The organism is Vibrio hepatarius (assembly GCF_018860525.1).
In the GTDB taxonomy this organism is placed as follows: Bacteria; Pseudomonadota; Gammaproteobacteria; order Enterobacterales; family Vibrionaceae; genus Vibrio; species Vibrio hepatarius_B.
Window position 1 is genome coordinate 25,813 of sequence record NZ_JAHKPM010000006.1, and the last position, 18,444, is coordinate 44,256.

34 protein-coding genes are annotated in these 18,444 nt (G+C 44.7%); 4 read left to right on the plus strand and 30 right to left on the minus strand.

What is annotated here, in order from left to right:
* Window positions 1-74 precede the first annotated feature (74 nt).
* The 3 genes from KO511_RS00880 (at window position 75) to KO511_RS00890 (ending at window position 2,023) form a co-directional block, all read left to right on the plus strand.
* Entirely contained in the window at window positions 75-644 is a 570-nt protein-coding gene (locus KO511_RS00880; RefSeq protein ID WP_215985631.1) for a Crp/Fnr family transcriptional regulator, read from the plus strand.
* Between the two features lie 72 nt (window positions 645-716).
* On the plus strand, window positions 717-1,175 hold the full coding sequence (locus KO511_RS00885; RefSeq protein WP_215985632.1) for a GNAT family N-acetyltransferase: 459 nt from the start codon (window positions 717-719) through the stop codon (window positions 1,173-1,175).
* A 5-nt stretch (window positions 1,176-1,180) separates the two neighbouring features.
* The gene (locus KO511_RS00890; protein ID WP_215985704.1) at window positions 1,181-2,023 is read left to right on the plus strand and encodes a DMT family transporter; all 843 of its coding nucleotides are present in this window, start codon (window positions 1,181-1,183) and stop codon (window positions 2,021-2,023) included.
* 44 nt (window positions 2,024-2,067) lie between these two features.
* Here KO511_RS00890 and KO511_RS00895 read toward each other — a convergent pair whose 3' ends face one another.
* The gene (locus tag KO511_RS00895) at window positions 2,068-2,643 is read right to left on the minus strand and encodes a LysM-like peptidoglycan-binding domain-containing protein (RefSeq protein WP_215985633.1); all 576 of its coding nucleotides are present in this window, start codon (window positions 2,641-2,643) and stop codon (window positions 2,068-2,070) included.
* Window positions 2,644-2,878: 235 nt separating this feature from the next.
* On the opposite strand from KO511_RS00895, the gene KO511_RS00900 reads away from it, so the two are divergent.
* The gene (locus tag KO511_RS00900; protein ID WP_215985634.1) at window positions 2,879-3,499 is read left to right on the plus strand and encodes an FKBP-type peptidyl-prolyl cis-trans isomerase; all 621 of its coding nucleotides are present in this window, start codon (window positions 2,879-2,881) and stop codon (window positions 3,497-3,499) included.
* Window positions 3,500-3,603: 104 nt separating this feature from the next.
* On the opposite strand, the gene rplQ is transcribed toward KO511_RS00900, so the two are convergent.
* The 29 genes from rplQ to rlmB all read right to left on the minus strand — a co-directional run bounded on the left by rplQ (window position 3,604) and on the right by rlmB (window position 18,443).
* Window positions 3,604-3,984 (minus strand): 50S ribosomal protein L17, encoded by a 381-nt coding sequence (gene rplQ, locus KO511_RS00905; RefSeq protein WP_005383141.1) that lies wholly within the window; start codon window positions 3,982-3,984, stop codon window positions 3,604-3,606.
* Between the two features lie 26 nt (window positions 3,985-4,010).
* Complete coding sequence (locus KO511_RS00910) at window positions 4,011-5,003, minus strand: DNA-directed RNA polymerase subunit alpha (RefSeq protein ID WP_215985635.1); 993 nt, start codon at window positions 5,001-5,003, stop codon at window positions 4,011-4,013.
* Window positions 5,004-5,026: 23 nt separating this feature from the next.
* On the minus strand, window positions 5,027-5,647 hold the full coding sequence (gene rpsD / locus KO511_RS00915; RefSeq protein ID WP_215985636.1) for a 30S ribosomal protein S4: 621 nt from the start codon (window positions 5,645-5,647) through the stop codon (window positions 5,027-5,029).
* Window positions 5,648-5,674: 27 nt separating this feature from the next.
* Window positions 5,675-6,064 (minus strand): 30S ribosomal protein S11, encoded by a 390-nt coding sequence (gene rpsK / locus KO511_RS00920; RefSeq protein ID WP_001118870.1) that lies wholly within the window; start codon window positions 6,062-6,064, stop codon window positions 5,675-5,677.
* An 18-nt stretch (window positions 6,065-6,082) separates the two neighbouring features.
* Window positions 6,083-6,439, minus strand: coding sequence for a 30S ribosomal protein S13 (rpsM, locus tag KO511_RS00925; protein ID WP_053309509.1), 357 nt, complete (start codon window positions 6,437-6,439; stop codon window positions 6,083-6,085).
* Between the two features lie 149 nt (window positions 6,440-6,588).
* Window positions 6,589-6,702: a 50S ribosomal protein L36 gene (gene rpmJ / locus KO511_RS00930; RefSeq protein WP_000868186.1), complete on the minus strand. Its 114-nt coding sequence runs from the start codon at window positions 6,700-6,702 to the stop codon at window positions 6,589-6,591.
* A gap of 27 nt (window positions 6,703-6,729) precedes the next feature.
* Complete coding sequence (gene secY, locus KO511_RS00935; RefSeq protein ID WP_125320732.1) at window positions 6,730-8,064, minus strand: preprotein translocase subunit SecY; 1,335 nt, start codon at window positions 8,062-8,064, stop codon at window positions 6,730-6,732.
* Between the two features lie 20 nt (window positions 8,065-8,084).
* Window positions 8,085-8,519, minus strand: coding sequence for a 50S ribosomal protein L15 (gene rplO / locus KO511_RS00940; protein WP_125320733.1), 435 nt, complete (start codon window positions 8,517-8,519; stop codon window positions 8,085-8,087).
* Between the two features lie 5 nt (window positions 8,520-8,524).
* Window positions 8,525-8,701: a 50S ribosomal protein L30 gene (gene rpmD / locus KO511_RS00945; RefSeq protein ID WP_125320734.1), complete on the minus strand. Its 177-nt coding sequence runs from the start codon at window positions 8,699-8,701 to the stop codon at window positions 8,525-8,527.
* Between the two features lie 7 nt (window positions 8,702-8,708).
* Window positions 8,709-9,212 (minus strand): 30S ribosomal protein S5, encoded by a 504-nt coding sequence (rpsE, locus tag KO511_RS00950; RefSeq protein ID WP_125320735.1) that lies wholly within the window; start codon window positions 9,210-9,212, stop codon window positions 8,709-8,711.
* 14 nt (window positions 9,213-9,226) lie between these two features.
* Window positions 9,227-9,580: a 50S ribosomal protein L18 gene (gene rplR, locus KO511_RS00955; protein WP_215985637.1), complete on the minus strand. Its 354-nt coding sequence runs from the start codon at window positions 9,578-9,580 to the stop codon at window positions 9,227-9,229.
* Window positions 9,581-9,589: 9 nt separating this feature from the next.
* The gene (gene rplF / locus KO511_RS00960) at window positions 9,590-10,123 is read right to left on the minus strand and encodes a 50S ribosomal protein L6 (protein WP_215985638.1); all 534 of its coding nucleotides are present in this window, start codon (window positions 10,121-10,123) and stop codon (window positions 9,590-9,592) included.
* Window positions 10,124-10,135: 12 nt separating this feature from the next.
* Complete coding sequence (gene rpsH / locus KO511_RS00965; RefSeq protein ID WP_215985639.1) at window positions 10,136-10,528, minus strand: 30S ribosomal protein S8; 393 nt, start codon at window positions 10,526-10,528, stop codon at window positions 10,136-10,138.
* 29 nt (window positions 10,529-10,557) lie between these two features.
* On the minus strand, window positions 10,558-10,863 hold the full coding sequence (gene rpsN, locus KO511_RS00970) for a 30S ribosomal protein S14 (protein WP_215985640.1): 306 nt from the start codon (window positions 10,861-10,863) through the stop codon (window positions 10,558-10,560).
* A 17-nt stretch (window positions 10,864-10,880) separates the two neighbouring features.
* Window positions 10,881-11,420, minus strand: coding sequence for a 50S ribosomal protein L5 (rplE, locus tag KO511_RS00975; protein WP_215985641.1), 540 nt, complete (start codon window positions 11,418-11,420; stop codon window positions 10,881-10,883).
* A gap of 22 nt (window positions 11,421-11,442) precedes the next feature.
* A complete protein-coding gene (rplX, locus tag KO511_RS00980) occupies window positions 11,443-11,760 on the minus strand; it encodes a 50S ribosomal protein L24 (RefSeq protein WP_171360120.1) in 318 nt (105 codons plus the stop codon).
* 13 nt (window positions 11,761-11,773) lie between these two features.
* Window positions 11,774-12,145: a 50S ribosomal protein L14 gene (gene rplN / locus KO511_RS00985; protein ID WP_004410450.1), complete on the minus strand. Its 372-nt coding sequence runs from the start codon at window positions 12,143-12,145 to the stop codon at window positions 11,774-11,776.
* Between the two features lie 162 nt (window positions 12,146-12,307).
* On the minus strand, window positions 12,308-12,562 hold the full coding sequence (rpsQ, locus tag KO511_RS00990; protein WP_125320742.1) for a 30S ribosomal protein S17: 255 nt from the start codon (window positions 12,560-12,562) through the stop codon (window positions 12,308-12,310).
* Window positions 12,562-12,753 carry a 50S ribosomal protein L29 gene (gene rpmC, locus KO511_RS00995; protein WP_125320743.1) on the minus strand — a complete coding sequence of 64 codons (192 nt, stop codon included), beginning with the start codon at window positions 12,751-12,753 and terminating at the stop codon, window positions 12,562-12,564. The genes rpsQ and rpmC overlap by 1 nt, the downstream gene beginning before the upstream one ends.
* A complete protein-coding gene (rplP, locus tag KO511_RS01000) occupies window positions 12,753-13,163 on the minus strand; it encodes a 50S ribosomal protein L16 (protein ID WP_114787360.1) in 411 nt (136 codons plus the stop codon). The genes rpmC and rplP overlap by 1 nt, the downstream gene beginning before the upstream one ends.
* 11 nt (window positions 13,164-13,174) lie before the next feature.
* Window positions 13,175-13,873, minus strand: a complete 699-nt coding sequence (gene rpsC, locus KO511_RS01005) for a 30S ribosomal protein S3 (RefSeq protein WP_005471060.1) — start codon at window positions 13,871-13,873, stop codon at window positions 13,175-13,177.
* A gap of 17 nt (window positions 13,874-13,890) precedes the next feature.
* On the minus strand, window positions 13,891-14,223 hold the full coding sequence (rplV, locus tag KO511_RS01010; protein ID WP_125320773.1) for a 50S ribosomal protein L22: 333 nt from the start codon (window positions 14,221-14,223) through the stop codon (window positions 13,891-13,893).
* A gap of 10 nt (window positions 14,224-14,233) precedes the next feature.
* The gene (rpsS, locus tag KO511_RS01015) at window positions 14,234-14,512 is read right to left on the minus strand and encodes a 30S ribosomal protein S19 (protein ID WP_042485188.1); all 279 of its coding nucleotides are present in this window, start codon (window positions 14,510-14,512) and stop codon (window positions 14,234-14,236) included.
* Between the two features lie 21 nt (window positions 14,513-14,533).
* Window positions 14,534-15,358: a 50S ribosomal protein L2 gene (gene rplB / locus KO511_RS01020; protein WP_215985642.1), complete on the minus strand. Its 825-nt coding sequence runs from the start codon at window positions 15,356-15,358 to the stop codon at window positions 14,534-14,536.
* Window positions 15,359-15,374: 16 nt separating this feature from the next.
* Window positions 15,375-15,677, minus strand: a complete 303-nt coding sequence (gene rplW / locus KO511_RS01025; RefSeq protein WP_125320744.1) for a 50S ribosomal protein L23 — start codon at window positions 15,675-15,677, stop codon at window positions 15,375-15,377.
* Window positions 15,674-16,276 (minus strand): 50S ribosomal protein L4, encoded by a 603-nt coding sequence (rplD, locus tag KO511_RS01030; protein WP_215985643.1) that lies wholly within the window; start codon window positions 16,274-16,276, stop codon window positions 15,674-15,676. Before rplD ends, rplW begins: the two co-directional genes overlap by 4 nt.
* Before the next feature lie 17 nt (window positions 16,277-16,293).
* Window positions 16,294-16,923 carry a 50S ribosomal protein L3 gene (rplC, locus tag KO511_RS01035; protein ID WP_215985644.1) on the minus strand — a complete coding sequence of 210 codons (630 nt, stop codon included), beginning with the start codon at window positions 16,921-16,923 and terminating at the stop codon, window positions 16,294-16,296.
* Window positions 16,924-16,937: 14 nt separating this feature from the next.
* A complete protein-coding gene (rpsJ, locus tag KO511_RS01040) occupies window positions 16,938-17,249 on the minus strand; it encodes a 30S ribosomal protein S10 (RefSeq protein ID WP_001181007.1) in 312 nt (103 codons plus the stop codon).
* Between the two features lie 456 nt (window positions 17,250-17,705).
* Window positions 17,706-18,443 (minus strand): 23S rRNA (guanosine(2251)-2'-O)-methyltransferase RlmB, encoded by a 738-nt coding sequence (gene rlmB, locus KO511_RS01045; protein WP_215985645.1) that lies wholly within the window; start codon window positions 18,441-18,443, stop codon window positions 17,706-17,708.
* Window position 18,444 lies beyond the last annotated feature (1 nt).

The following is an 18,444-nucleotide window of genomic DNA, read 5'->3' on the forward strand; positions in this document are numbered from 1 at the left end:
CGCGGATTTTACTTCACCACACAAACTTGCCAATAGAGTAGAATGAAGGAAATAGCATTAATATAGTCAACCCAATGGATCCGACTAAGAATTTCAAACAGCAACTTGCCCAAACCGACTTTAGCCAACAAGATATTAACCAACTCATTGCCTGTGCCAAATTGATTGAGTTGCCAACTCGCCATATATTGCTTAATCAAGGCCAAGTCGCTGAAGACATTTTTTTCTTGATCGAAGGAGTGTGCCATTCCGCCTATTTAACTGACAAAGGCAAAGAATTCAGCAAAGAGTTTTATTGGGAGGAAGATTGGATCATTGGCTTTGAAGGCTTAATCAAGCGACAACCTTCTCCTTATTTACTTGAATCTCTTACGCCATGCGTCTTATTTTCCCTGCCAATTAAAACGCTGAATGACTGGAGAGATAACAGACATGCTATTTACGTAAAACTGTTAGAAACGCAATTAATGTATAAGGAAAACAAAGAACGGTTTATGTTGCTGTATACTCCTGAAGAGCGCTACGAACTTTTCTGCCAGCATTACCCTCATTTATCGCATAGGCTGACCGACTACTATATCGCCGCCTATTTGGGTATTACCCCAATTAGCTTAAGCCGGATAAAGAAACGTCTACAAAATTAACAATAGTTAATGTGACTTTTAGTTACACCTTGTAAGCTCAGTTTTCACACCGATATCTAGATAAGGCAGATTATGATTTCTTGGCAGCTCCTAACTTTTGAACACTTGACTACCACCCAACTTTATCAGCTCCTTAAATTAAGAGTTGATGTGTTTGTTGTTGAACAAACGTGTCCGTATCCCGAATTGGATGAGAAAGATTGTTTTAGACATGTCCATCATCTACTGGGCTATGTAAATGGCGAACTAATCGCATACGCACGATTACTTCCCCAAAATACTGGTTACCCTTCAGTAAGCATTGGTAGAGTCGCAACAGCGAAAACTCACCGCGGTTCGGGTCTAGGACATACTCTGATTAAAAAAGCCATCACAGAGAGTCATCGACTGTGGCCGAGTGAAGATATTGAAATAGGCGCTCAGGCCCACTTGGAAAATTATTATAAACAACATGGTTTTGAACGCACATCTGACACTTACCTCGAAGATGGCATTCCCCATATAGATATGAAGCTTAGTCAAAAAAGGTGAACACAATATCACCACAAGCGTTCGCACTTTGGCTTTTAATCGCGGGTAACCTAAGCGCGTCATTATCAGATGTAATGGTGAAGATCCTTGATGGCAGTGTTCAACCTCTGCAATACATCTTTATTCGTCAACTGATTTCGGTAGCAATCATTTATCCTTTTTGGCGAAGGGAAAGCGCTCAATCACGTCAATTGCATGCACCGTGGTTAAATCTATTTCGTGCTCATCTAGTGTTAATTGGTAGTGGTTGTATGGTCGTTGCCATTACTAAAATGACTTTGGCCAGCGCCAATGCGGTCTTTTATGCTGCGCCACTACTTATGCTACCCATTTCGGTTCTGATGATGAAAGAAACACCTCCCAAAAGTAAAGTTTTAGCAACGTTACTGGGCTTTATAGGCGTTTTGATAGTTCTCAGACCTTCCCAATTTCATTGGGCAGCCCTATTTGCACTCACAACTGCAACCACACTGGCGTTATTCAATGTTTCTGCCCGAAAGCTACCAAATCAACAATCAATGATCAGTACACTATTTTGGACCTCACTTTTCTCACTTCCCGTTGCCGCAATACTCGCCGCCATATTTTGGCAACCTATCAGCATAAAGGAACTTAACCTCATTGCCGCCAGTGCGATTCTAATCCTTGTCTACAATGGATTAGCCGTACTAGCGTACCGAAAAGCACCTGTGGGAGAAATAGGTGTGGCAGAGTATTCAGGCTTAATTTTTGTTACTGTATTTGGAGCTTGGTGGTTTGACGAGATCCCTGATTGGCTGACAACTATTGGAATTCTATGCATCATTCTGCCTTTATTGCCTATTAAACGCAGATCGCTACCTACTTAATTAACTAGCCTAAGTTAAAATGCTTATCAACAGGTAAACCGACACTATTTGCTGCGGCCAAAACCACCATCAGATAGACGGAAAAACATCACAGACTTGGATCTTTTCTCCAGTTGTAGAATATCCAGCTTACCATCTTCAGCCAGTTTAAATCTAACCCGTTGTCCAGCTTTAATCTGGCTCAATGGCTTGTCATTTCCTTCTACACGAACCAGAGCGTTAAGATCAGCCATGGCTAAATCGTTATTACGAAAAACTTGAGCTAGTGTATCGCCCTTTTCTACCGTGTATTCTTGCCACGTCTCGGACTTTACACCTTTCTGTTGCTGGGAATATTGTTCACTAAGTCCCGTCGTATTAATATTTACCTGTACACGTTGCTTGGCACTTGATACTTCATTAACCGACTCAGACATAGATGGCGATTCAGATGTTGGAATGACAAATAAGATAAAAACAACCGGCACAAGTACCATCAAAGCGCGCTGATGAAGCTTGGGCAAAGCGAGCCAAAGTTCTTTGATACAACCAACCTTAACCTTCCAATCAACCTGTAAAATCTTTTGTTGGGCTAATTCAATATAATCTACCTGTTTAGGCTTTTTCTTTCTGCGGTTCATTGTGCGGGATCTCCATAAGGTCCTCGGCCATAAGTATAAAAACGAAGCGCGTTCTAGTATAGAGATTTTCAATCTGTTAGGTGATGTACAGGTTAAAATTGCTATTTGAGACAAAAAAATAAGACTTAACTCCCACATTATGGGCATTCTTCTCATCAAATTCTAGCATCATTTCATCCCGTGCCTATTACTGGTATCCTGTGGCCCTTAAATAAACTAAATATAGAGAGACACCATGTCTGAGGTTACATTTGAAACAGTAGAGCAAAAAGCAAGTTACGGCATTGGTCTACAAATGGGTCAGCAACTAGCCACTTCTGGCCTAGAAGGTCTAAGCGTAGATGCAATTGCAGTTGGAATTGCAACAGCACTTGTTGGTGATATGCCAGCGATTGAAATTGACGATATTAACTCTGCCCTTCAAGACATGCACCAGCGCGCTGAATCTGCACGTGAAGAAGCGGCTAAAGTAGCAGCTGCTGACGGTGAAGTTTTCCTGAAAGATAATGCCCTACGCCCAGAAATCACTGTATTAGATTCAGGCCTACAATATGAGATCATGACTGAAGGCACTGGTGAAATTCCAACTTCAGACAAGCAAGTTCGCGTTCACTACCACGGTGAGTTAACAGACGGCACTGTATTTGACAGCTCAGTATCTCGCGGTCAACCTGCCGAATTCCCTGTAACTGGCGTAATTAAAGGGTGGGTTGAAGCTCTTCAAATGATGCCTGTGGGCTCTAAGTGGAAACTCTACATTCCTCAAGATCTTGCTTATGGTGAGCGTGGCGCAGGCGCTGCTATTCCTCCATATGCTGCTCTAGTATTTGAAGTAGAATTATTGGATATCCTTTAAATCCAGTAGAACTAACTAGAAGGCGGCTCAAAGGTCGCTTTTTTATATTGTTTTAAAAACAAAAAAGCCGAGCAAATGCTCGGCTTTTCATTACTACGAACTGATTACTCAGCAGCTTCTTCAGCAGCTGGGCGATCTACAAGCTCAATGTAAGCCATTGGAGCTTTGTCACCAGCACGGAAGCCAGCTTTTAGGATACGAGTGTAACCGCCCTGACGAGCAGCAAAACGTGGACCTAGTTCGTTAAATAGTTTTGCAACTACTTCGTTGTCACGAGTACGTGCAAATGCAAGACGACGGTTAGCAACGCTGTCAGTCTTAGCTAGTGTAATCAAAGGCTCAACGACGCGACGCAGCTCTTTTGCTTTTGGCAAAGTAGTCTTGATAACTTCATGACGTACTAGAGAGCTAGCCATGTTGCTGAACATCGCTTTGCGATGTGAGCTGTTGCGGTTGAGTTGACGACCACTCTTACGATGGCGCATGACCTAATCCTTCTAACTAGTATCGATTAATCTTCAGCGATAGACGCTGGTGGCCAATTTTCTAGGCGCATACCTAGAGACAGGCCACGTGATGCAAGTACGTCTTTAATCTCTGTAAGAGATTTTTTACCAAGGTTAGGCGTTTTAAGTAGCTCAACCTCAGTACGCTGTACAAGATCACCGATGTAGTGAATCGCTTCTGCTTTCAAACAGTTAGCAGAGCGAACTGTTAGTTCAAGATCGTCTACAGGACGCAGTAGGATCGGATCGAATTCTGGCTTCTCTTCTTTCTCTTCAGGAACTCGTACATCACGTAGATCTACGAATGCATCCAATTGCTCAGCTAAAATTGTAGCTGCGCGACGGATAGCTTCCTCAGGGTCCAAAGTACCGTTCGTTTCCATATCGATGACAAGCTTATCTAAATCTGTACGCTGCTCTACACGAGCGGCATCAACAGAATAAGCTATCTTGTCTACTGGGCTGTACGTAGCGTCAACCAGTAGGCGACCAATAGGGCGCTCATCTTCTTCAGTATGGATACGAGCTGAAGCTGGAACGTAACCACGACCACGTTCTACCTTGATACGCATTGCGATCTCAGCATTGCCATCCGTTAGGTGACAAATAACGTGTTCTGGGTTAGTGATCTCTACATCACCATCATGGGTGATGTCACCTGCAACCACAGGGCCCGAGCCTGATTTATTCAGCGTAATAAACACTTCATCTTTGCCTTCGGCAACGCGTACAGCCAAACCTTTTAGGTTAAGAAGAATCTCAAGAATATCTTCTTGAACACCTTCTTTAGTACTGTATTCGTGTAGAACGCCTTCAATCTCAACTTCTGTTACAGCACAACCTGGCATAGAAGATAAAAGAATACGGCGAAGTGCATTACCTAGAGTGTGACCAAAGCCACGCTCCAATGGCTCAAGAGTTACTTTTGCGTGTGTCGTGCTAACTTGTTCGATGTCAACAAGACGTGGCTTAAGAAATTCTGTTACAGAACCCTGCATTGTGTCCTCTCTTTAGTTTAACCTTACTTAGAGTAAAGCTCGACGATCAGTTGTTCGTTGATGTCAGCAGATAGATCTGAACGCTCAGGCATACGCTTGAACATACCTTCCATCTTACCACCATCTACTTCAATCCAAGTTGGTTTTTCGCGTTGTTCAGCAACTTCAAGAGCTGCCTTAATACGAGATTGCTGTTTAGCTTTCTCGCGGATAGAAACAACGTCATCAGCCGCAACTTTGAAAGAAGGAACGTTTACAACTTTACCGTTAACTAGGATAGCTTTATGGCTAACTAGCTGACGAGCTTCTGCGCGAGTTGCACCAAAGCCCATGCGGTAAACTACGTTATCAAGACGACCTTCAAGAAGCTGAAGTAGGTTTTCACCAGTGTTGCCTTTAAGGCGCGCTGCTTCTTTGTAGTAGTTACGGAATTGTTTTTCTAAAACGCCATACATACGACGTACTTTTTGCTTCTCACGAAGCTGAACGCCATACTCAGATAGACGACCGCGACGAGCGCCGTGTACACCTGGTGCGTTATCAATTTTACACTTGGTATCGATCGCACGAACACCAGACTTAAGAAATAAGTCAGTGCCTTCACGACGGCTAAGCTTCAGCTTAGGACCCAAATATCTTGCCATGATCTTTCTCCAGTAATCTAAAAAACGTTATACACGACGTTTCTTAGGTGGACGACAACCGTTATGAGGGATTGGTGTAGCATCAACAATATTTGTGATGCGGAAACCAGCAGCGTTCAGTGCGCGAACCGTAGATTCACGACCTGGACCTGGACCCTTAACCATAACTTCCAAGTTCTTTAGACCGTATTCTTTCGCCATTTCAGCACAACGCTCTGCAGCTACCTGTGCCGCGAACGGAGTAGATTTACGAGAACCACGGAAACCTGAACCACCTGCGGTAGCCCATGCGAGAGCATTACCTTGACGGTCAGTTATAGTTACTATTGTGTTGTTGAAAGAAGCATGGATGTGCGCAACGCCATCGGCAACTTGCTTGCGTACGCGCTTACGAGCGCGAGTTGGTTGTTTAGCCATTGTACTCTACCTTCCCGATTATTTCTTGATCGGCTTACGCGGACCCTTACGGGTGCGAGCGTTGGTTTTAGTACGCTGTCCACGTAGTGGTAGACTGCGACGATGACGAAGACCTCTGTAACAACCAAGGTCCATTAGACGCTTGATGTTCATTGATACTTCACGACGAAGATCACCTTCTACAGTGTACTTAGCTACACCATCACGCAGTTGATCGATCTGCTCTTCAGTTAGTTCACTGATCTTAACACTTTCAGCAATACCCAAATCAGCTAAGATAGCTTGAGATCGAGTTTTGCCGATTCCGTAGATCGCGGTTAAGGCGATTACAGCATGTTTTTGATCAGGAATGTTAATGCCTGCTATACGGGCCATTATTCACTCCTAAGTGTTTCTATAAAAGAATTAGCCGCAGCAAAGCCCGTTATGGATACGCTGCGGAATACTACTTCTTTTGCACGCAAAAGGTAGGTCGAGCAATATACTCAACGCTACCTTATATTTCAAGTAAAAATTTCTGCTTATTAGCCTTGGCGCTGTTTGTGCTTTGGCTCACTGCAAATCACGCGAACGACACCGTTACGCTTGATAACTTTACAGTTACGGCAGATTTTTTTAACGGAAGCACGAACTTTCATTGCTAAACTCCGTAAATAAAACCTGATTTAACGGCCGTAGCCTTTCAGGTTTGCCTTTTTCAACACAGAATCATACTGCTGAGACATCAGATGAGTCTGTACCTGTGCCATAAAGTCCATGATAACCACTACAACAATCAGTAGTGATGTACCGCCGAAGTAGAAACGTACGTTCCACGCGACCATCATAAACTCTGGAATCAGACAGATAAAGGTAATGTATAACGCACCCGCGAGGGTTAAACGCGTCATTACTTTATCTATATATTTAGCTGTCTGCTCACCTGGGCGGATGCCGGGTACGAATGCACCAGACTTCTTCAGGTTATCTGCTGTTTCTCTTGGGTTGAATACCAACGCCGTATAGAAGAAACAGAAGAAAATAATCGCCGCTGCATAAAGCATTACATATAAAGGCTGACCTGGGCTAAGAGCCAAAGACACGTCAGTTAACCAACCAAGCGTGCTACTCTCACCATTTTGACCAAACCACTGCGCCAGTGTTCCTGGAAACAGTATAATACTAGATGCAAAGATTGCTGGAATAACACCTGCCATATTAATTTTAAGTGGCAAGTGTGTGCTTTGTGCAGCAAAGACCTTACGACCTTGTTGACGTTTCGCATAGTTAACAACGATACGACGTTGACCACGCTCCATGAAAACAACGAAGTAGATCACTGCAAAAGACAGTACAACAATCAACAGCAGAAGAAGTACATGCAATTCACCTTGACGCGCTTGCTCGATTGTTTGACCGATTGCTGAAGGCAATCCAGCAACAATACCTGCAAATATCAGTATCGAAATACCGTTACCAATCCCGCGCTCTGTAATTTGTTCACCTAACCACATCAAAAACATGGTACCGGTTACTAAACTTACGGTAGCAATTAGCGTAAACATGGTTTGGTTGATAACAACCAGATTATCGACCATGTTTGGTAGGCCAGTTGCAATACCAATTGCTTGGAATGTTGCAAGTACAAGCGTGCCATACCGCGTATATTGGCTTATCTTACGACGGCCTGCTTCACCCTCTTTCTTGAGTTCAGCTAACGCTGGATGAACTACAGTTAGCAGTTGGACAACAATTGATGCCGATATATACGGCATGATGCCCAACGCTAATATAGATGCACGCTCAAGGGCACCACCGGAAAACATGTTAAACATTTCCACGATGGTACCTTTTTGCTGTTCGAACAAATCGGCAAGTACAGCCGCGTCAATACCAGGAATCGGCACAAAAGAGCCCGCTCGGAATACTAAAAGTGCACCAATTACGAATAATAAGCGCGACTTCAGTTCACTTAAGCCGCTCTGAGCACTACGAAAATCTTGTCCTGGTTTCTTAGCCATCTGTACCTCGTTCCTCGAGATTATTCCTCGATTTTACCGCCTGCAGCTTCGATTGCAGCTTTAGCGCCTTTAGTCACACGTAGACCTTTAACAGTTACAGCTTTCTTAACATCACCAGAAAGAACAATTTTAACAAATTCAATGTTCTTAGTGATAACGTTAGCCGCTTTAAGGCTGTTTAGATCAACGACGTCACCTGTTACTTTCGCTAGCTCAGCTAGACGAACTTCAGCAGACACTAGGCTCTTACGAGAAGTGAAACCGAACTTAGGTAGACGTTGTTTAAGAGGCATTTGACCGCCTTCAAAACCTGGACGAACACTGCCGCCAGAACGTGACTTTTGACCTTTGTGGCCACGACCACCGGTTTTACCAAGGCCAGAACCGATACCACGACCTACGCGCTTCGCAGAAGGCTTAGAACCCGCAGCCGGTGATAGAGTATTCAAACGCATTCTGATTACTCCTCAACTTTAACCATGTAGAAAACTTTGTTGATCATACCGCGTATACACGGCGTATCTTCAAGTTCTACTGTATGGTTGATTTTACGAAGGCCCAAACCCTTTAAGCACGCTCTGTGCTTAGGTAGGCGACCGATTGAGCTTTTAGTTTGAGTAACTTTAATAGTTGCCATTGTGTTCTTACTCCGAAATAGATTCAACAGTTAGACCACGTTTAGCAGCAACCATGTCTGGCGACTTCATGCTACCTAGCGCATCGATCGTAGCACGAACGATGTTGATAGGGTTCGTAGAACCATATGCTTTAGATAGTACGTTATGTACACCTGCTACTTCTAGTACTGCACGCATCGCACCACCTGCGATAACACCCGTACCTTCTGCAGCCTGCTGCATGTAAACTTTAGAGCCCGAGTGGCGACCTTTTACCGGGTGGAAAAGGGTGCCTTCGTTTAAAGCGATCGTCGTCATATTGCGACGCGCTTTTTCCATTGCTTTTTGAATCGCTGCAGGTACTTCACGAGCTTTGCCGTAACCGAAACCTACGCGACCGTTACCGTCACCAACTACTGTTAGTGCAGTAAAGCTCATGATTCGACCACCTTTAACCGTTTTTGAAACACGGTTAACGGCGATTAGCTTTTCTTGCAAATCATTCGCTTGAACTTGTTGTTCTTTAGCCATCTTCCAACCCTACCTTAGAATTTCAGACCAGCTTCGCGAGCAGATTCTGCTAGCGCCGCTACTCGACCGTGGTATTGGAAACCAGAGCGATCAAATGCAACTGAATCTACGCCTTTTGCAAGAGCGCGTTCTGCAATAGCTTTACCTATTGCTTTTGATGCATCGATGTTACCAGTGTTCTTAATTTGCTCACGGATCGCTTTTTCTACAGTAGAAGCTGCTGCGATAACCTCAGAGCCGTTTGATGCGATAACCTGAGCGTACACGTGACGAGGAGTACGGTGTACTACTAGGCGAGTTGCACCCAGTTCTGCAATCTTACGACGTGCGCGTGTAGCACGACGGATGCGAGATGCTTTCTTATCCATAGTGTTACCTTACTTCTTCTTAGCTTCTTTAGTACGCACATTTTCATCTGCGTAACGAACACCTTTGCCTTTATAAGGCTCAGGCTCACGATAAGAACGAATGTCAGCCGCAACCTGACCAACAAGTTGTTTGTCACAACCAGTGATCACAATTTCAGTTTGGCTTGGACACTCGGCTTTAATACCCGCTGGCAGCTCGTGCTCAACTGGGTGTGAGAAGCCTAGTGTTAGACCTACAGCGTTGCCTTTCATAGCAGCACGGTAACCAACACCTTTAAGAGTCAGCTTCTTAGTAAAGCCTTCAGTAACACCAACAACCATGTTGTTAACTAGAGCACGAGCAGTACCTGCTTGAGCCCAACCGTTAGCAACACCATCGCGTGGACCGAAAGTAAGATTATTTTCTTCCTGAGCTACAACTACCGCAGCGTTAAGGACGCGTGATAGTTCGCCTTTCGCACTTTTTACAGTGATTTCTTGGCCGTTTAGTTTCACCTCTACGCCAGCTGGAATAGCGACAGGTGCCTTAGCAACACGAGACATATTCTACTCCTATTAGGCTACGTAGCAGATGATTTCACCGCCAAGACCTGCTTTACGTGCAGCACGGTCTGACATCAGACCCTTGGAAGTTGAAACGACAGCAACACCAAGACCACCCATTACAGAAGGAAGATTATCTTTCTTCTTGTAAACACGTAGACCTGGACGAGAAACACGCTTAAGTTGCTCAATTACTGGTTTAGCTTGGAAGTACTTAAGAGTAACTTCTAGCTCAGGTTTTACTTCGCCTTCGACAGCGAATTCAGTGATGTAACCTTCAGCTTTCAGTAGTGCAGCAATTGCAACTTTAAGCTTTGAAGAAGGCATTTTAACAGCAACTTTGTTTGCTGCCTGACCGTTACGAACGCGGGTCAGCATATCCGAAATCGGATCTTGCATGCTCATATGATTTACTCCAAATGATTAAGTGGCAATTACCAGCTAGCCTTACGAAGTCCAGGAATCTCGCCTTTCATGCAAGCTTCACGAACTTTGATACGGCTTAGACCGAACTTACGTAGGTAACCATGTGGACGACCAGTTTGGTTACAACGGTTGCGCTGACGTGATGCACTTGAATCACGTGGAAGAGTTTGCAATTTTAGAACTGCGTTCCAACGATCTTCTTCAGATGCGTTTACATCGCTGATGATAGCTTTTAGCGCTGCACGCTTTTCAGCGAACTTAGCTACAAGCTTTGCACGTTTTACTTCACGTGCCTTCATAGAATTTTTAGCCATAACAGTAACCCTTCACCTTACTTACGGAATGGGAAGTTAAAGGCAGCCAGCAGAGCACGGCCTTCCTCATCAGTACCAGCAGACGTCGTAATAGTGATGTCTAAACCGCGTACTCTATCAACTTTATCAAAGTCGATTTCCGGGAAGATGATTTGCTCGCGAACGCCCATGCTGTAGTTACCGCGGCCGTCAAAAGACTTAGCGCTAACACCACGGAAGTCACGTACTCGTGGAAGAGCGATCGAAATTAGACGCTCAAGAAAATCCCACATACGTTCGCCACGCAAGGTTACTTTACAACCGATAGGGTAGCCTTCGCGGATTTTGAAACCTGCAACAGATTTGCGCGCTTTAGTGACAAGTGGCTTTTGACCAGAGATCGTTGCCATGTCTGACGCTGCATTTTCTAGCAGTTTCTTATCGTTGATTGCTTCACCAACACCCATATTAAGGGTGATTTTCTCGATTCTAGGGACTTGCATGACGCTTGTGTAGCTGAACTCTTTGGTAAGCTCAGCGACTACAGACGACTTGTAGTAATCATGCAGTTTCGCCATAGTAGAACTCCAAATTACTCTATTAGTTAGAAACAGTTTCGCCATTAGATTTAAAGAAACGAACTTTCTTACCATCTTCAAAACGGAAACCGATACGGTCTGCTTTTCCAGTAGCTGCATTGAAAACTGCCACGTTAGAAACATCGATTGCTGCTTCCTGCTCGACAATACCACCTTGGATACTTAGAGCTGGAACAGGTTTTTGATGCTTCTTAACAAGGTTAATGCCTTCAACGAAAACTTTACCAGTTGCCAGAACCTTAGTTACTTTACCTTTCTTGCCTTTATCTTTACCAGCAAGAACGATTACTTCGTCATTACGACGGATTTTAGCTGCCATTTCTACGTGCTCCTTACAGAACTTCTGGAGCCAGTGAAACGATCTTCATGAACTTATCGCCACGAAGTTCGCGTGTCACAGGACCAAAGATACGTGTACCGATTGGTTGCTCAGTGTTATCATTCAACAATACGCAAGCATTTCGGTCGAAGCGAATGACAGAACCGTCAGGACGACGTACGCCTTTACGGGTGCGAACTACCACCGCCTTCAGAACGTCACCTTTTTTAACTTTACCGCGAGGAATTGCTTCCTTAACAGTAACTTTGATAACGTCACCGATGTGTGCATAACGGCGATGAGAGCCACCCAGAACCTTAATACACATTACGCTGCGTGCGCCTGAGTTATCAGCTGCGTCCAGCATACTTTGCATTTGGATCATGTTAGTGCTCCGCTAAATATAAAAAAAACTAGACCCTCACGGGTCGGGCTGCCTCTTTAAAAGGGACGCGAATTGTACCACCCTTTTGTGTCGTTGGGTAGTCAAAAAATAAACGGCCCCAAAATATTTCTTGGAGCCGTTTTATTTATAGAATCAACGAAGTTAAACCTTCGCCTTTTCTACAACTTTTACCAATGCCCAAGACTTAGTCTTAGACAGTGGACGGCACTCTGCGATTTCAACTTTGTCGCCTAGGCCACAAACGTTGTTTTCGTCATGTGCGTGTACTTTAGTCGTGCGCTTTACGAACTTGCCGTAAATTGGGTGTTTAACCATGCGCTCGATAGCAACAGTGATAGACTTATCCATCTTGTCACTAACAACACGACCTTGTTGAGTACGTTTTACTTCGCTCATTATGCGTCTGCCTTCTCAGTCAAAACAGTTTTCACACGTGCGATATCACGGCGTACAGCTTTCAGAGTATGAGTCTGCTGTAGCTGACCAGTTGCAGCCTGCATGCGCAAGTTGAACTGTTCGCGTAGCAAACCCAAAAGCTCAGAATTAAGCTCTTCAACGCTCTTTTCGCGTAGATCTAGTGCTTTCATCACATCACCTGCTTAGTTACAAATGTAGTCTTGAAAGGCAGCTTACGAGCCGCTAAGCGGAACGCTTCACGTGCCAATTCTTCAGGTATACCACCCATTTCGTACATTACCTTTCCAGGTTGGATTTGGGCTACCCAGTACTCAACGTTACCTTTACCCTTACCCTGACGAACTTCAAGTGGTTTTTCTGTGATAGGCTTATCTGGGAACACACGGATCCAGATTTTACCTTGACGCTTAACGTGACGTGTCATTGCACGACGTGCCGCTTCGATCTGACGAGCAGTTAGACGACCACGGCCAGTTGCTTTAAGGCCGAATTCGCCGAAGCTTACTTCAGTACCTTTAGCTAGACCACGGTTACGACCTGTCTGAACCTTACGGAACTTAGTACGTTTAGGTTGTAGCATCTGTCGACTCCTTACTTACGGCCTTTGCGCTGCTTCTTAGGCTTATCGCCTTTAGGCTCTACAGCGTTAGCTGCTGGCATACCGCCTAGGATCTCACCTTTGAAGATCCAAACTTTAATGCCGATTACACCGTATTGAGTGTGAGCCGAAGAAGTTGCGTAATCAATGTCAGCACGTAGAGTGTGTAGAGGCACACGGCCTTCACGATACCACTCTGAACGTGCAATTTCAGCGCCGCCAAGACGACCACTTACTTCCACTTTGATACCTTTAGCACCTAGGCGCATTGCATTTTGAACCGCGCGCTTCATCGCACGACGGAACATAACACGACGCTCTAGTTGAGACGCGATACTGTCACCAACAAGTTGTGCATCTAGTTCAGGCTTACGTACTTCAGCGATGTTAATTTGCGCTGGTACACCTGCAATTTTAGCTACAGCTGCGCGTAGCTTCTCAACGTCTTCACCTTTCTTACCAATTACAACACCTGGGCGAGCAGTGTGAATAGTCACACGAATACTCTTAGCAGGGCGTTCGATAACGATGCGTGATAGAGACGCTTTTTTCAGTTCACTTGTAAGGAACTGACGTACCTTGAAGTCGCCGTCTAGGTTGTCAGCGAAATCTTTGGTATTAGCAAACCATGTAGCATTCCAAGGCTTAACGATGCCAAGACGAATACCATTTGGATGTACTTTCTGACCCATTGCTTACTCTCCTAGTCTCAAGCGTCTGCTACAATAACAGTGATGTGGCTTGAACGCTTCAAGATACGATCCGCACGACCTTTAGCACGAGGCATAATGCGCTTCATGATAGGGCCTTCATCTACGAAGATCTTTGCGACACTTAGGTCGTCAACATCTGCACCTTCGTTGTGCTCCGCGTTCGCGATAGCTGACTCAAGAACTTTCTTCACTAAATCAGCCGCTTTTTTGTTGCTGAAAGTTAAAATTTCTAGAGCTTGGTCAACTGATTTACCACGGATTTGATCCGCGACTAAGCGAGCTTTCTGAGGCGAAATGCGAGCAAAGTTATGTTTAGCTAGTGCTTCCATCATCTACTCCTTAACGCTTCTTAGCTTTCTTATCCACGACATGACCGCGGTAAGTGCGAGTTGGTGCAAATTCGCCCAGTTTGTGGCCGATCATTTCGTCGGTTACAAATACTGGTACGTGCTGACGACCATTATGGACAGCGATGGTCAAACCGATCATCGTAGGGATGATCATTGAACGACGGGACCAAGTCTTAATAGGCTTTTTGTCTCCGCTTTCCACCGCTTTCTCTACCTTCTTCAGCAAGTGCAGGTCAATAAATGGACCTTTCTTGAGAGAACGTGGCATGGCGATTCCTCTTTAAATAGATTACTTATTACGACGACGTACGATGTACTTGTCAGTGCGTTTGTTCTTACGAGTCTTGAAGCCTTTAGTTGGCTGACCCCATGGTGAAACTGGGTGACGGCCACCAGAAGTACGACCTTCACCACCACCGTGTGGGTGGTCTACTGGGTTCATCACAACACCACGAACGGTTGGACGAACACCACGCCAGCGGCTAGCACCAGCTTTACCAAGTTCACGTAGCATGTGCTCAGAGTTACCAACTTCACCGATTGTTGCACGGCCTTCAGAAAGTACTTTGCGCATTTCGCCAGAACGTAAACGGAGAGTAACGTATGCACCGTCGCGAGCGACGATTTGAGCATAAGCACCAGCCGAACGAGCTAGCTGACCACCTTTACCAGGTTTAAGCTCAACGTTGTGTACTGTTGAACCTACTGGAATGTTACGCATTGGAAGTGCATTACCAGCTTTAATTGGCGCATCTGCACCAGACTGGATTGCATCACCAGCAGCAACACCTTTAGGTGCTAGGATGTAACGACGCTCACCGTCTGCGTACAGAACTAGAGCGATGTTAGCGCTACGATTTGGATCGTATTCTAGACGTTCAACTTTCGCTGGAATACCGTCTTTAGTACGTCTGAAATCAATAACACGGTAATGGTGTTTATGACCACCACCGATGTGACGTACTGTAATACGACCGTTGTTGTTACGACCACCATTTTTAGAGTTTTTCTCTAAAAGAGGTGCGTACGGCTTGCCCTTGTGTAGGTCAGCGTTAACAACTTTAACAACGTGACGACGACCAGGGGAAGTCGGCTTACATTTAACAATAGCCATTTCTCAACTACTCCTGTTATTCCGCGCCGCCAGCAAAGTCAAGATCTTGACCTTCTTTCAAGGTAACGTACGCTTTTTTAACGTCGCTGCGGCGACCTTGGCGTAGACCTTGACGTTTGGTCTTACCCTTATTAATAAGAGTATTCACAGACTTAACTTCAACTTCAAATAGCTTTTCTACAGCTGCTTTGATCTCTTTTTTAGTTGCATCTTTAGCGACTTTAAAAACGATAGTGTTCGCTTTTTCAGCTGCCATAGTTGCTTTTTCAGAGACATGTGGAGCGCGTAGAACTTTTAGGATACGCTCTTCAGTAATCATGCTAGCATCTCCTCTACTTGCTTAACTGCTGCTGCAGTCATTACAACTTTGTCGAACGCGATTAGAGAAACTGGATCAATGCCAGCTGCATCACGTGCGTCAACTTTGTATAGGTTACGAGCAGCTAGGAATAGATTCTCATCTACTTCGCTAGTCACGATAAGCGCGTCAGTTAGCTCAAGCTCTTTAAGCTTAGCTACAAGCTCTTTTGTCTTTGGCGCTTCAACTGAGAAGTTATCAACAACGATTAAACGCTCTTGACGAACAAGCTCAGAAAGAATGCTTTTCATAGCACCGCGGTACATTTTCTTGTTTACTTTTTGGCTGTGATCTTGTGGTTTCGCAGCAAAAGTAACACCACCTGTACGCCAGATTGGGCTACGAATTGTACCAGCACGTGCACGGCCAGTACCTTTTTGACGCCATGGCTTAGCGCCACCGCCAGCAACTTCTGAACGTGTTTTTTGAGCACGTGTACCTTGACGAGCACCTGCTGCATATGCAACAACTACTTGGTGTACAAGAGCTTCGTTAAACTCACGTCCGAAAGTAGTTTCGGAAACAGTTAGTGCATCAGCACCTTTAACTATTAGTTCCATTACTTACTCCTGAGACGTTATGCTTTAATAGCTGGTTTAACGATCACGTTACCGCCAGTTGAGCCAGGGACTGCACCTTTAATAAGAAGCAGGTTGCGCTCAGCGTCGACACGTACGATCTCTAGGTTTTGAGTCGTTACACGCTCAGCACCCATATGACCTGCCATTTTCTTGCCTTTAAATACGCGACCTGGAGTCTGACATTGACCGATAGAACCAGGAGCACGGTGAGACAATGAGTTACCGTGAGTCATATCTTGAGTAGAGAAGTTCCAACGCTTGATAACGCCTTGGAAGCCTTTACCTTTAGAAGTACCAGTAACGTCTACTTTCTTAGTTTCGTTGAATAGTTCAACAGTTAGTTCAGTACCAACTTCAAACTCTTCACCGTTTTCCAAACGGAATTCCCAAAGACCACGACCAGCTTCTACACCTGCTTTAGCAAAGTGACCAGCTTCTGGCTTAGTTACGCGGTTAGCTTTCTTAGCACCAGTTGTTACCTGAATTGCTGCATAACCATCTGTTTCAAGTGTACGTACTTGAGAAACGCGGTTAGCTTCAACTTCAACAACAGTTACTGGGATAGAAACGCCTTCTTCAGTAAATACGCGGGTCATACCCACTTTACGACCGATTAGACCAATCATTCTTCTAATCTCCCTTAACCTAGGCTAATTTGTACGTCAACGCCCGCAGCAAGGTCTAGACGCATCAGAGCATCAACAGTTTTATCTGTTGGCTCAACAATGTCGATTAGACGTTTGTGAGTACGGATTTCGTACTGATCACGAGCATCTTTGTTAACGTGTGGAGAGATAAGAACTGTGAAACGCTCTTTACGAGTAGGTAGTGGAATAGGACCACGAACCTGAGCGCCAGTGCGCTTGGCTGTTTCAACGATTTCCGCTGTAGAAGCGTCGATTAGTTTATAATCGAAAGCTTTTAGGCGGATACGGATACGTTGGTTCTGCATGAGACAGAGCTCCAAAATTAAATATTACACAAACAATATCGCCACTCTTACTCGAATAGCCGAGAGAATGTCGATTGATTTATGTGAAACCGTAGCATCCAAGATTAGGACGCATTGTCAGTTAATTTTCGATTAACTACCCCTACATATCAGAGTCACCTCTGAGGATAGTTTTTCCAAAGAAAAGATAGTTAATTGTATTAACTGCGAACATAAGCTGAGTTTACATTACCTGAAAAATCTTAAAGATAATTCAGCTCCTCGTTACTCATTGGTTCACAACTGGATTAACCAGTGCGACGCATTATACAGATCGCAATTTTACATGCAAGTGTTGTTTGAAAAATAAACGGGTTTGAACTCAAATGGGGATACTCATTTTTACTCGCAAAACCAAAACGCAGAAGGTTGAGCCTTCTGCGTTTTGTGTATTTCCTCTAATTAAGAAGTGACTCGTTAAGACAACCTTTGGCGAACCGCTTCAAACAAACAGACCCCAGAGGCCACTGACACATTCAAACTAGACACACTTCCCGCCATCGGGATTTTTATTAGATCATCACAGGTTTCACGGGTCAAACGTCGCATCCCATCACCTTCAGCGCCCATCACAATAGCGAGTGGACCGGTTAATTTAGCTTGGTAAATATCATGCCTAGCTTCACCTGCTGTACCGACAAACCAAACCCCGTGTTCTTGCAAAGCTCGCATGGTACGCGCTAAGTTAGTAACGCGAACGAGTGGCACACTTTCAGCGGCGCCACATGCCACTTTACTCACTGTTGCGGTAATATTTGCTGACTTATCTTTCGGCACAATCACCGCAGCTACTCCAGCAGCATCGGCATTACGTAGACAAGCGCCTAAGTTATGCGGATCGGTAACGCCATCTAAAACCAACAGCAGTGGATTATCTTGCTGAGTAATAATATCGTCTAAATCATGTTCATTGAGCTGTTTGGCTGGTTTAACTTTTGCCATAATCCCCTGATGATTTGCCCCACAAGCTTTATCATCCAGCGTCTTACGTGTCATTTGCTGAATAGAGACTCCACAGATCTGCAGCTGATTGATAATAGGCATTAGCCGATCGTCTTGGCGACCTTTTAAAACAAAGGCTTCTACAAAACGTTCTGGCTCTTTTTCAAGCACCGCTTTTACGGCATGAATACCGTAAATAAATTCATTACTCATT

Bases quoted from the DNA above. Each gene is read 5' to 3' on its own strand.
- KO511_RS00900 (WP_215985634.1), top strand. From the start codon at position 2,879: ATGTCTGAGGTTACATTTGAAACAGTAGAGCAAAAAGCAAGTTACGGC.
- rplC (WP_215985644.1), bottom strand. From the start codon at position 16,923: ATGATTGGTCTAATCGGTCGTAAAGTGGGTATGACCCGCGTATTTACT.
- rplB (WP_215985642.1), bottom strand. From the start codon at position 15,358: ATGGCTATTGTTAAATGTAAGCCGACTTCCCCTGGTCGTCGTCACGTT.
- rplO (WP_125320733.1), bottom strand. From the start codon at position 8,519: ATGCGTTTGAATACTCTATCACCGGCTGCGGGTTCTAAGCCTTCTGCG.
- rpsQ (WP_125320742.1), bottom strand. From the start codon at position 12,562: ATGAGCGAAGTAAAACGTACTCAACAAGGTCGTGTTGTTAGTGACAAG.
- rlmB (WP_215985645.1), bottom strand. From the start codon at position 18,443: ATGAGTAATGAATTTATTTACGGTATTCATGCCGTAAAAGCGGTGCTT.
- rpmC (WP_125320743.1), bottom strand. From the start codon at position 12,753: ATGAAAGCACTAGATCTACGCGAAAAGAGCGTTGAAGAGCTTAATTCT.
- rplD (WP_215985643.1), bottom strand. From the start codon at position 16,276: ATGGAACTAATAGTTAAAGGTGCTGATGCACTAACTGTTTCCGAAACT.
- rpsN (WP_215985640.1), bottom strand. From the start codon at position 10,863: ATGGCTAAAAATTCTATGAAGGCACGTGAAGTAAAACGTGCAAAGCTT.
- KO511_RS00895 (WP_215985633.1), bottom strand. From the start codon at position 2,643: ATGAACCGCAGAAAGAAAAAGCCTAAACAGGTAGATTATATTGAATTA.
- secY (WP_125320732.1), bottom strand. From the start codon at position 8,064: ATGGCTAAGAAACCAGGACAAGATTTTCGTAGTGCTCAGAGCGGCTTA.
- KO511_RS00880 (WP_215985631.1), top strand. From the start codon at position 75: ATGGATCCGACTAAGAATTTCAAACAGCAACTTGCCCAAACCGACTTT.
- rplW (WP_125320744.1), bottom strand. From the start codon at position 15,677: ATGATTACTGAAGAGCGTATCCTAAAAGTTCTACGCGCTCCACATGTC.
- rplR (WP_215985637.1), bottom strand. From the start codon at position 9,580: ATGGATAAGAAAGCATCTCGCATCCGTCGTGCTACACGCGCACGTCGT.
- rpsE (WP_125320735.1), bottom strand. From the start codon at position 9,212: ATGGCTAAAGAACAACAAGTTCAAGCGAATGATTTGCAAGAAAAGCTA.
- rplE (WP_215985641.1), bottom strand. From the start codon at position 11,420: ATGGCGAAACTGCATGATTACTACAAGTCGTCTGTAGTCGCTGAGCTT.
- rplN (WP_004410450.1), bottom strand. From the start codon at position 12,145: ATGATCCAAATGCAAAGTATGCTGGACGCAGCTGATAACTCAGGCGCA.
- KO511_RS00910 (WP_215985635.1), bottom strand. From the start codon at position 5,003: ATGCAGGGTTCTGTAACAGAATTTCTTAAGCCACGTCTTGTTGACATC.
- rpsH (WP_215985639.1), bottom strand. From the start codon at position 10,528: ATGAGCATGCAAGATCCGATTTCGGATATGCTGACCCGCGTTCGTAAC.
- rplQ (WP_005383141.1), bottom strand. From the start codon at position 3,984: ATGCGCCATCGTAAGAGTGGTCGTCAACTCAACCGCAACAGCTCACAT.
- KO511_RS00885 (WP_215985632.1), top strand. From the start codon at position 717: ATGATTTCTTGGCAGCTCCTAACTTTTGAACACTTGACTACCACCCAA.
- rpsS (WP_042485188.1), bottom strand. From the start codon at position 14,512: ATGCCACGTTCTCTCAAGAAAGGTCCATTTATTGACCTGCACTTGCTG.
- rplF (WP_215985638.1), bottom strand. From the start codon at position 10,123: ATGTCTCGTGTTGCTAAGGCACCTGTCGCTATTCCAGCTGGCGTAGAG.
- rpsD (WP_215985636.1), bottom strand. From the start codon at position 5,647: ATGGCAAGATATTTGGGTCCTAAGCTGAAGCTTAGCCGTCGTGAAGGC.
- rplP (WP_114787360.1), bottom strand. From the start codon at position 13,163: ATGCTACAACCTAAACGTACTAAGTTCCGTAAGGTTCAGACAGGTCGT.
- rpsK (WP_001118870.1), bottom strand. From the start codon at position 6,064: ATGGCTAAACAACCAACTCGCGCTCGTAAGCGCGTACGCAAGCAAGTT.
- rplV (WP_125320773.1), bottom strand. From the start codon at position 14,223: ATGGAAGCACTAGCTAAACATAACTTTGCTCGCATTTCGCCTCAGAAA.
- rpmD (WP_125320734.1), bottom strand. From the start codon at position 8,701: ATGGCAACTATTAAAGTTACTCAAACTAAAAGCTCAATCGGTCGCCTA.
- rpmJ (WP_000868186.1), bottom strand. From the start codon at position 6,702: ATGAAAGTTCGTGCTTCCGTTAAAAAAATCTGCCGTAACTGTAAAGTT.
- rplX (WP_171360120.1), bottom strand. From the start codon at position 11,760: ATGGCAGCTAAAATCCGTCGTAATGACGAAGTAATCGTTCTTGCTGGT.
- rpsC (WP_005471060.1), bottom strand. From the start codon at position 13,873: ATGGGTCAGAAAGTACATCCAAATGGTATTCGTCTTGGCATCGTTAAG.
- rpsJ (WP_001181007.1), bottom strand. From the start codon at position 17,249: ATGCAGAACCAACGTATCCGTATCCGCCTAAAAGCTTTCGATTATAAA.
- rpsM (WP_053309509.1), bottom strand. From the start codon at position 6,439: ATGGCCCGTATAGCAGGCATTAACATTCCTGATCAAAAACATGCTGTA.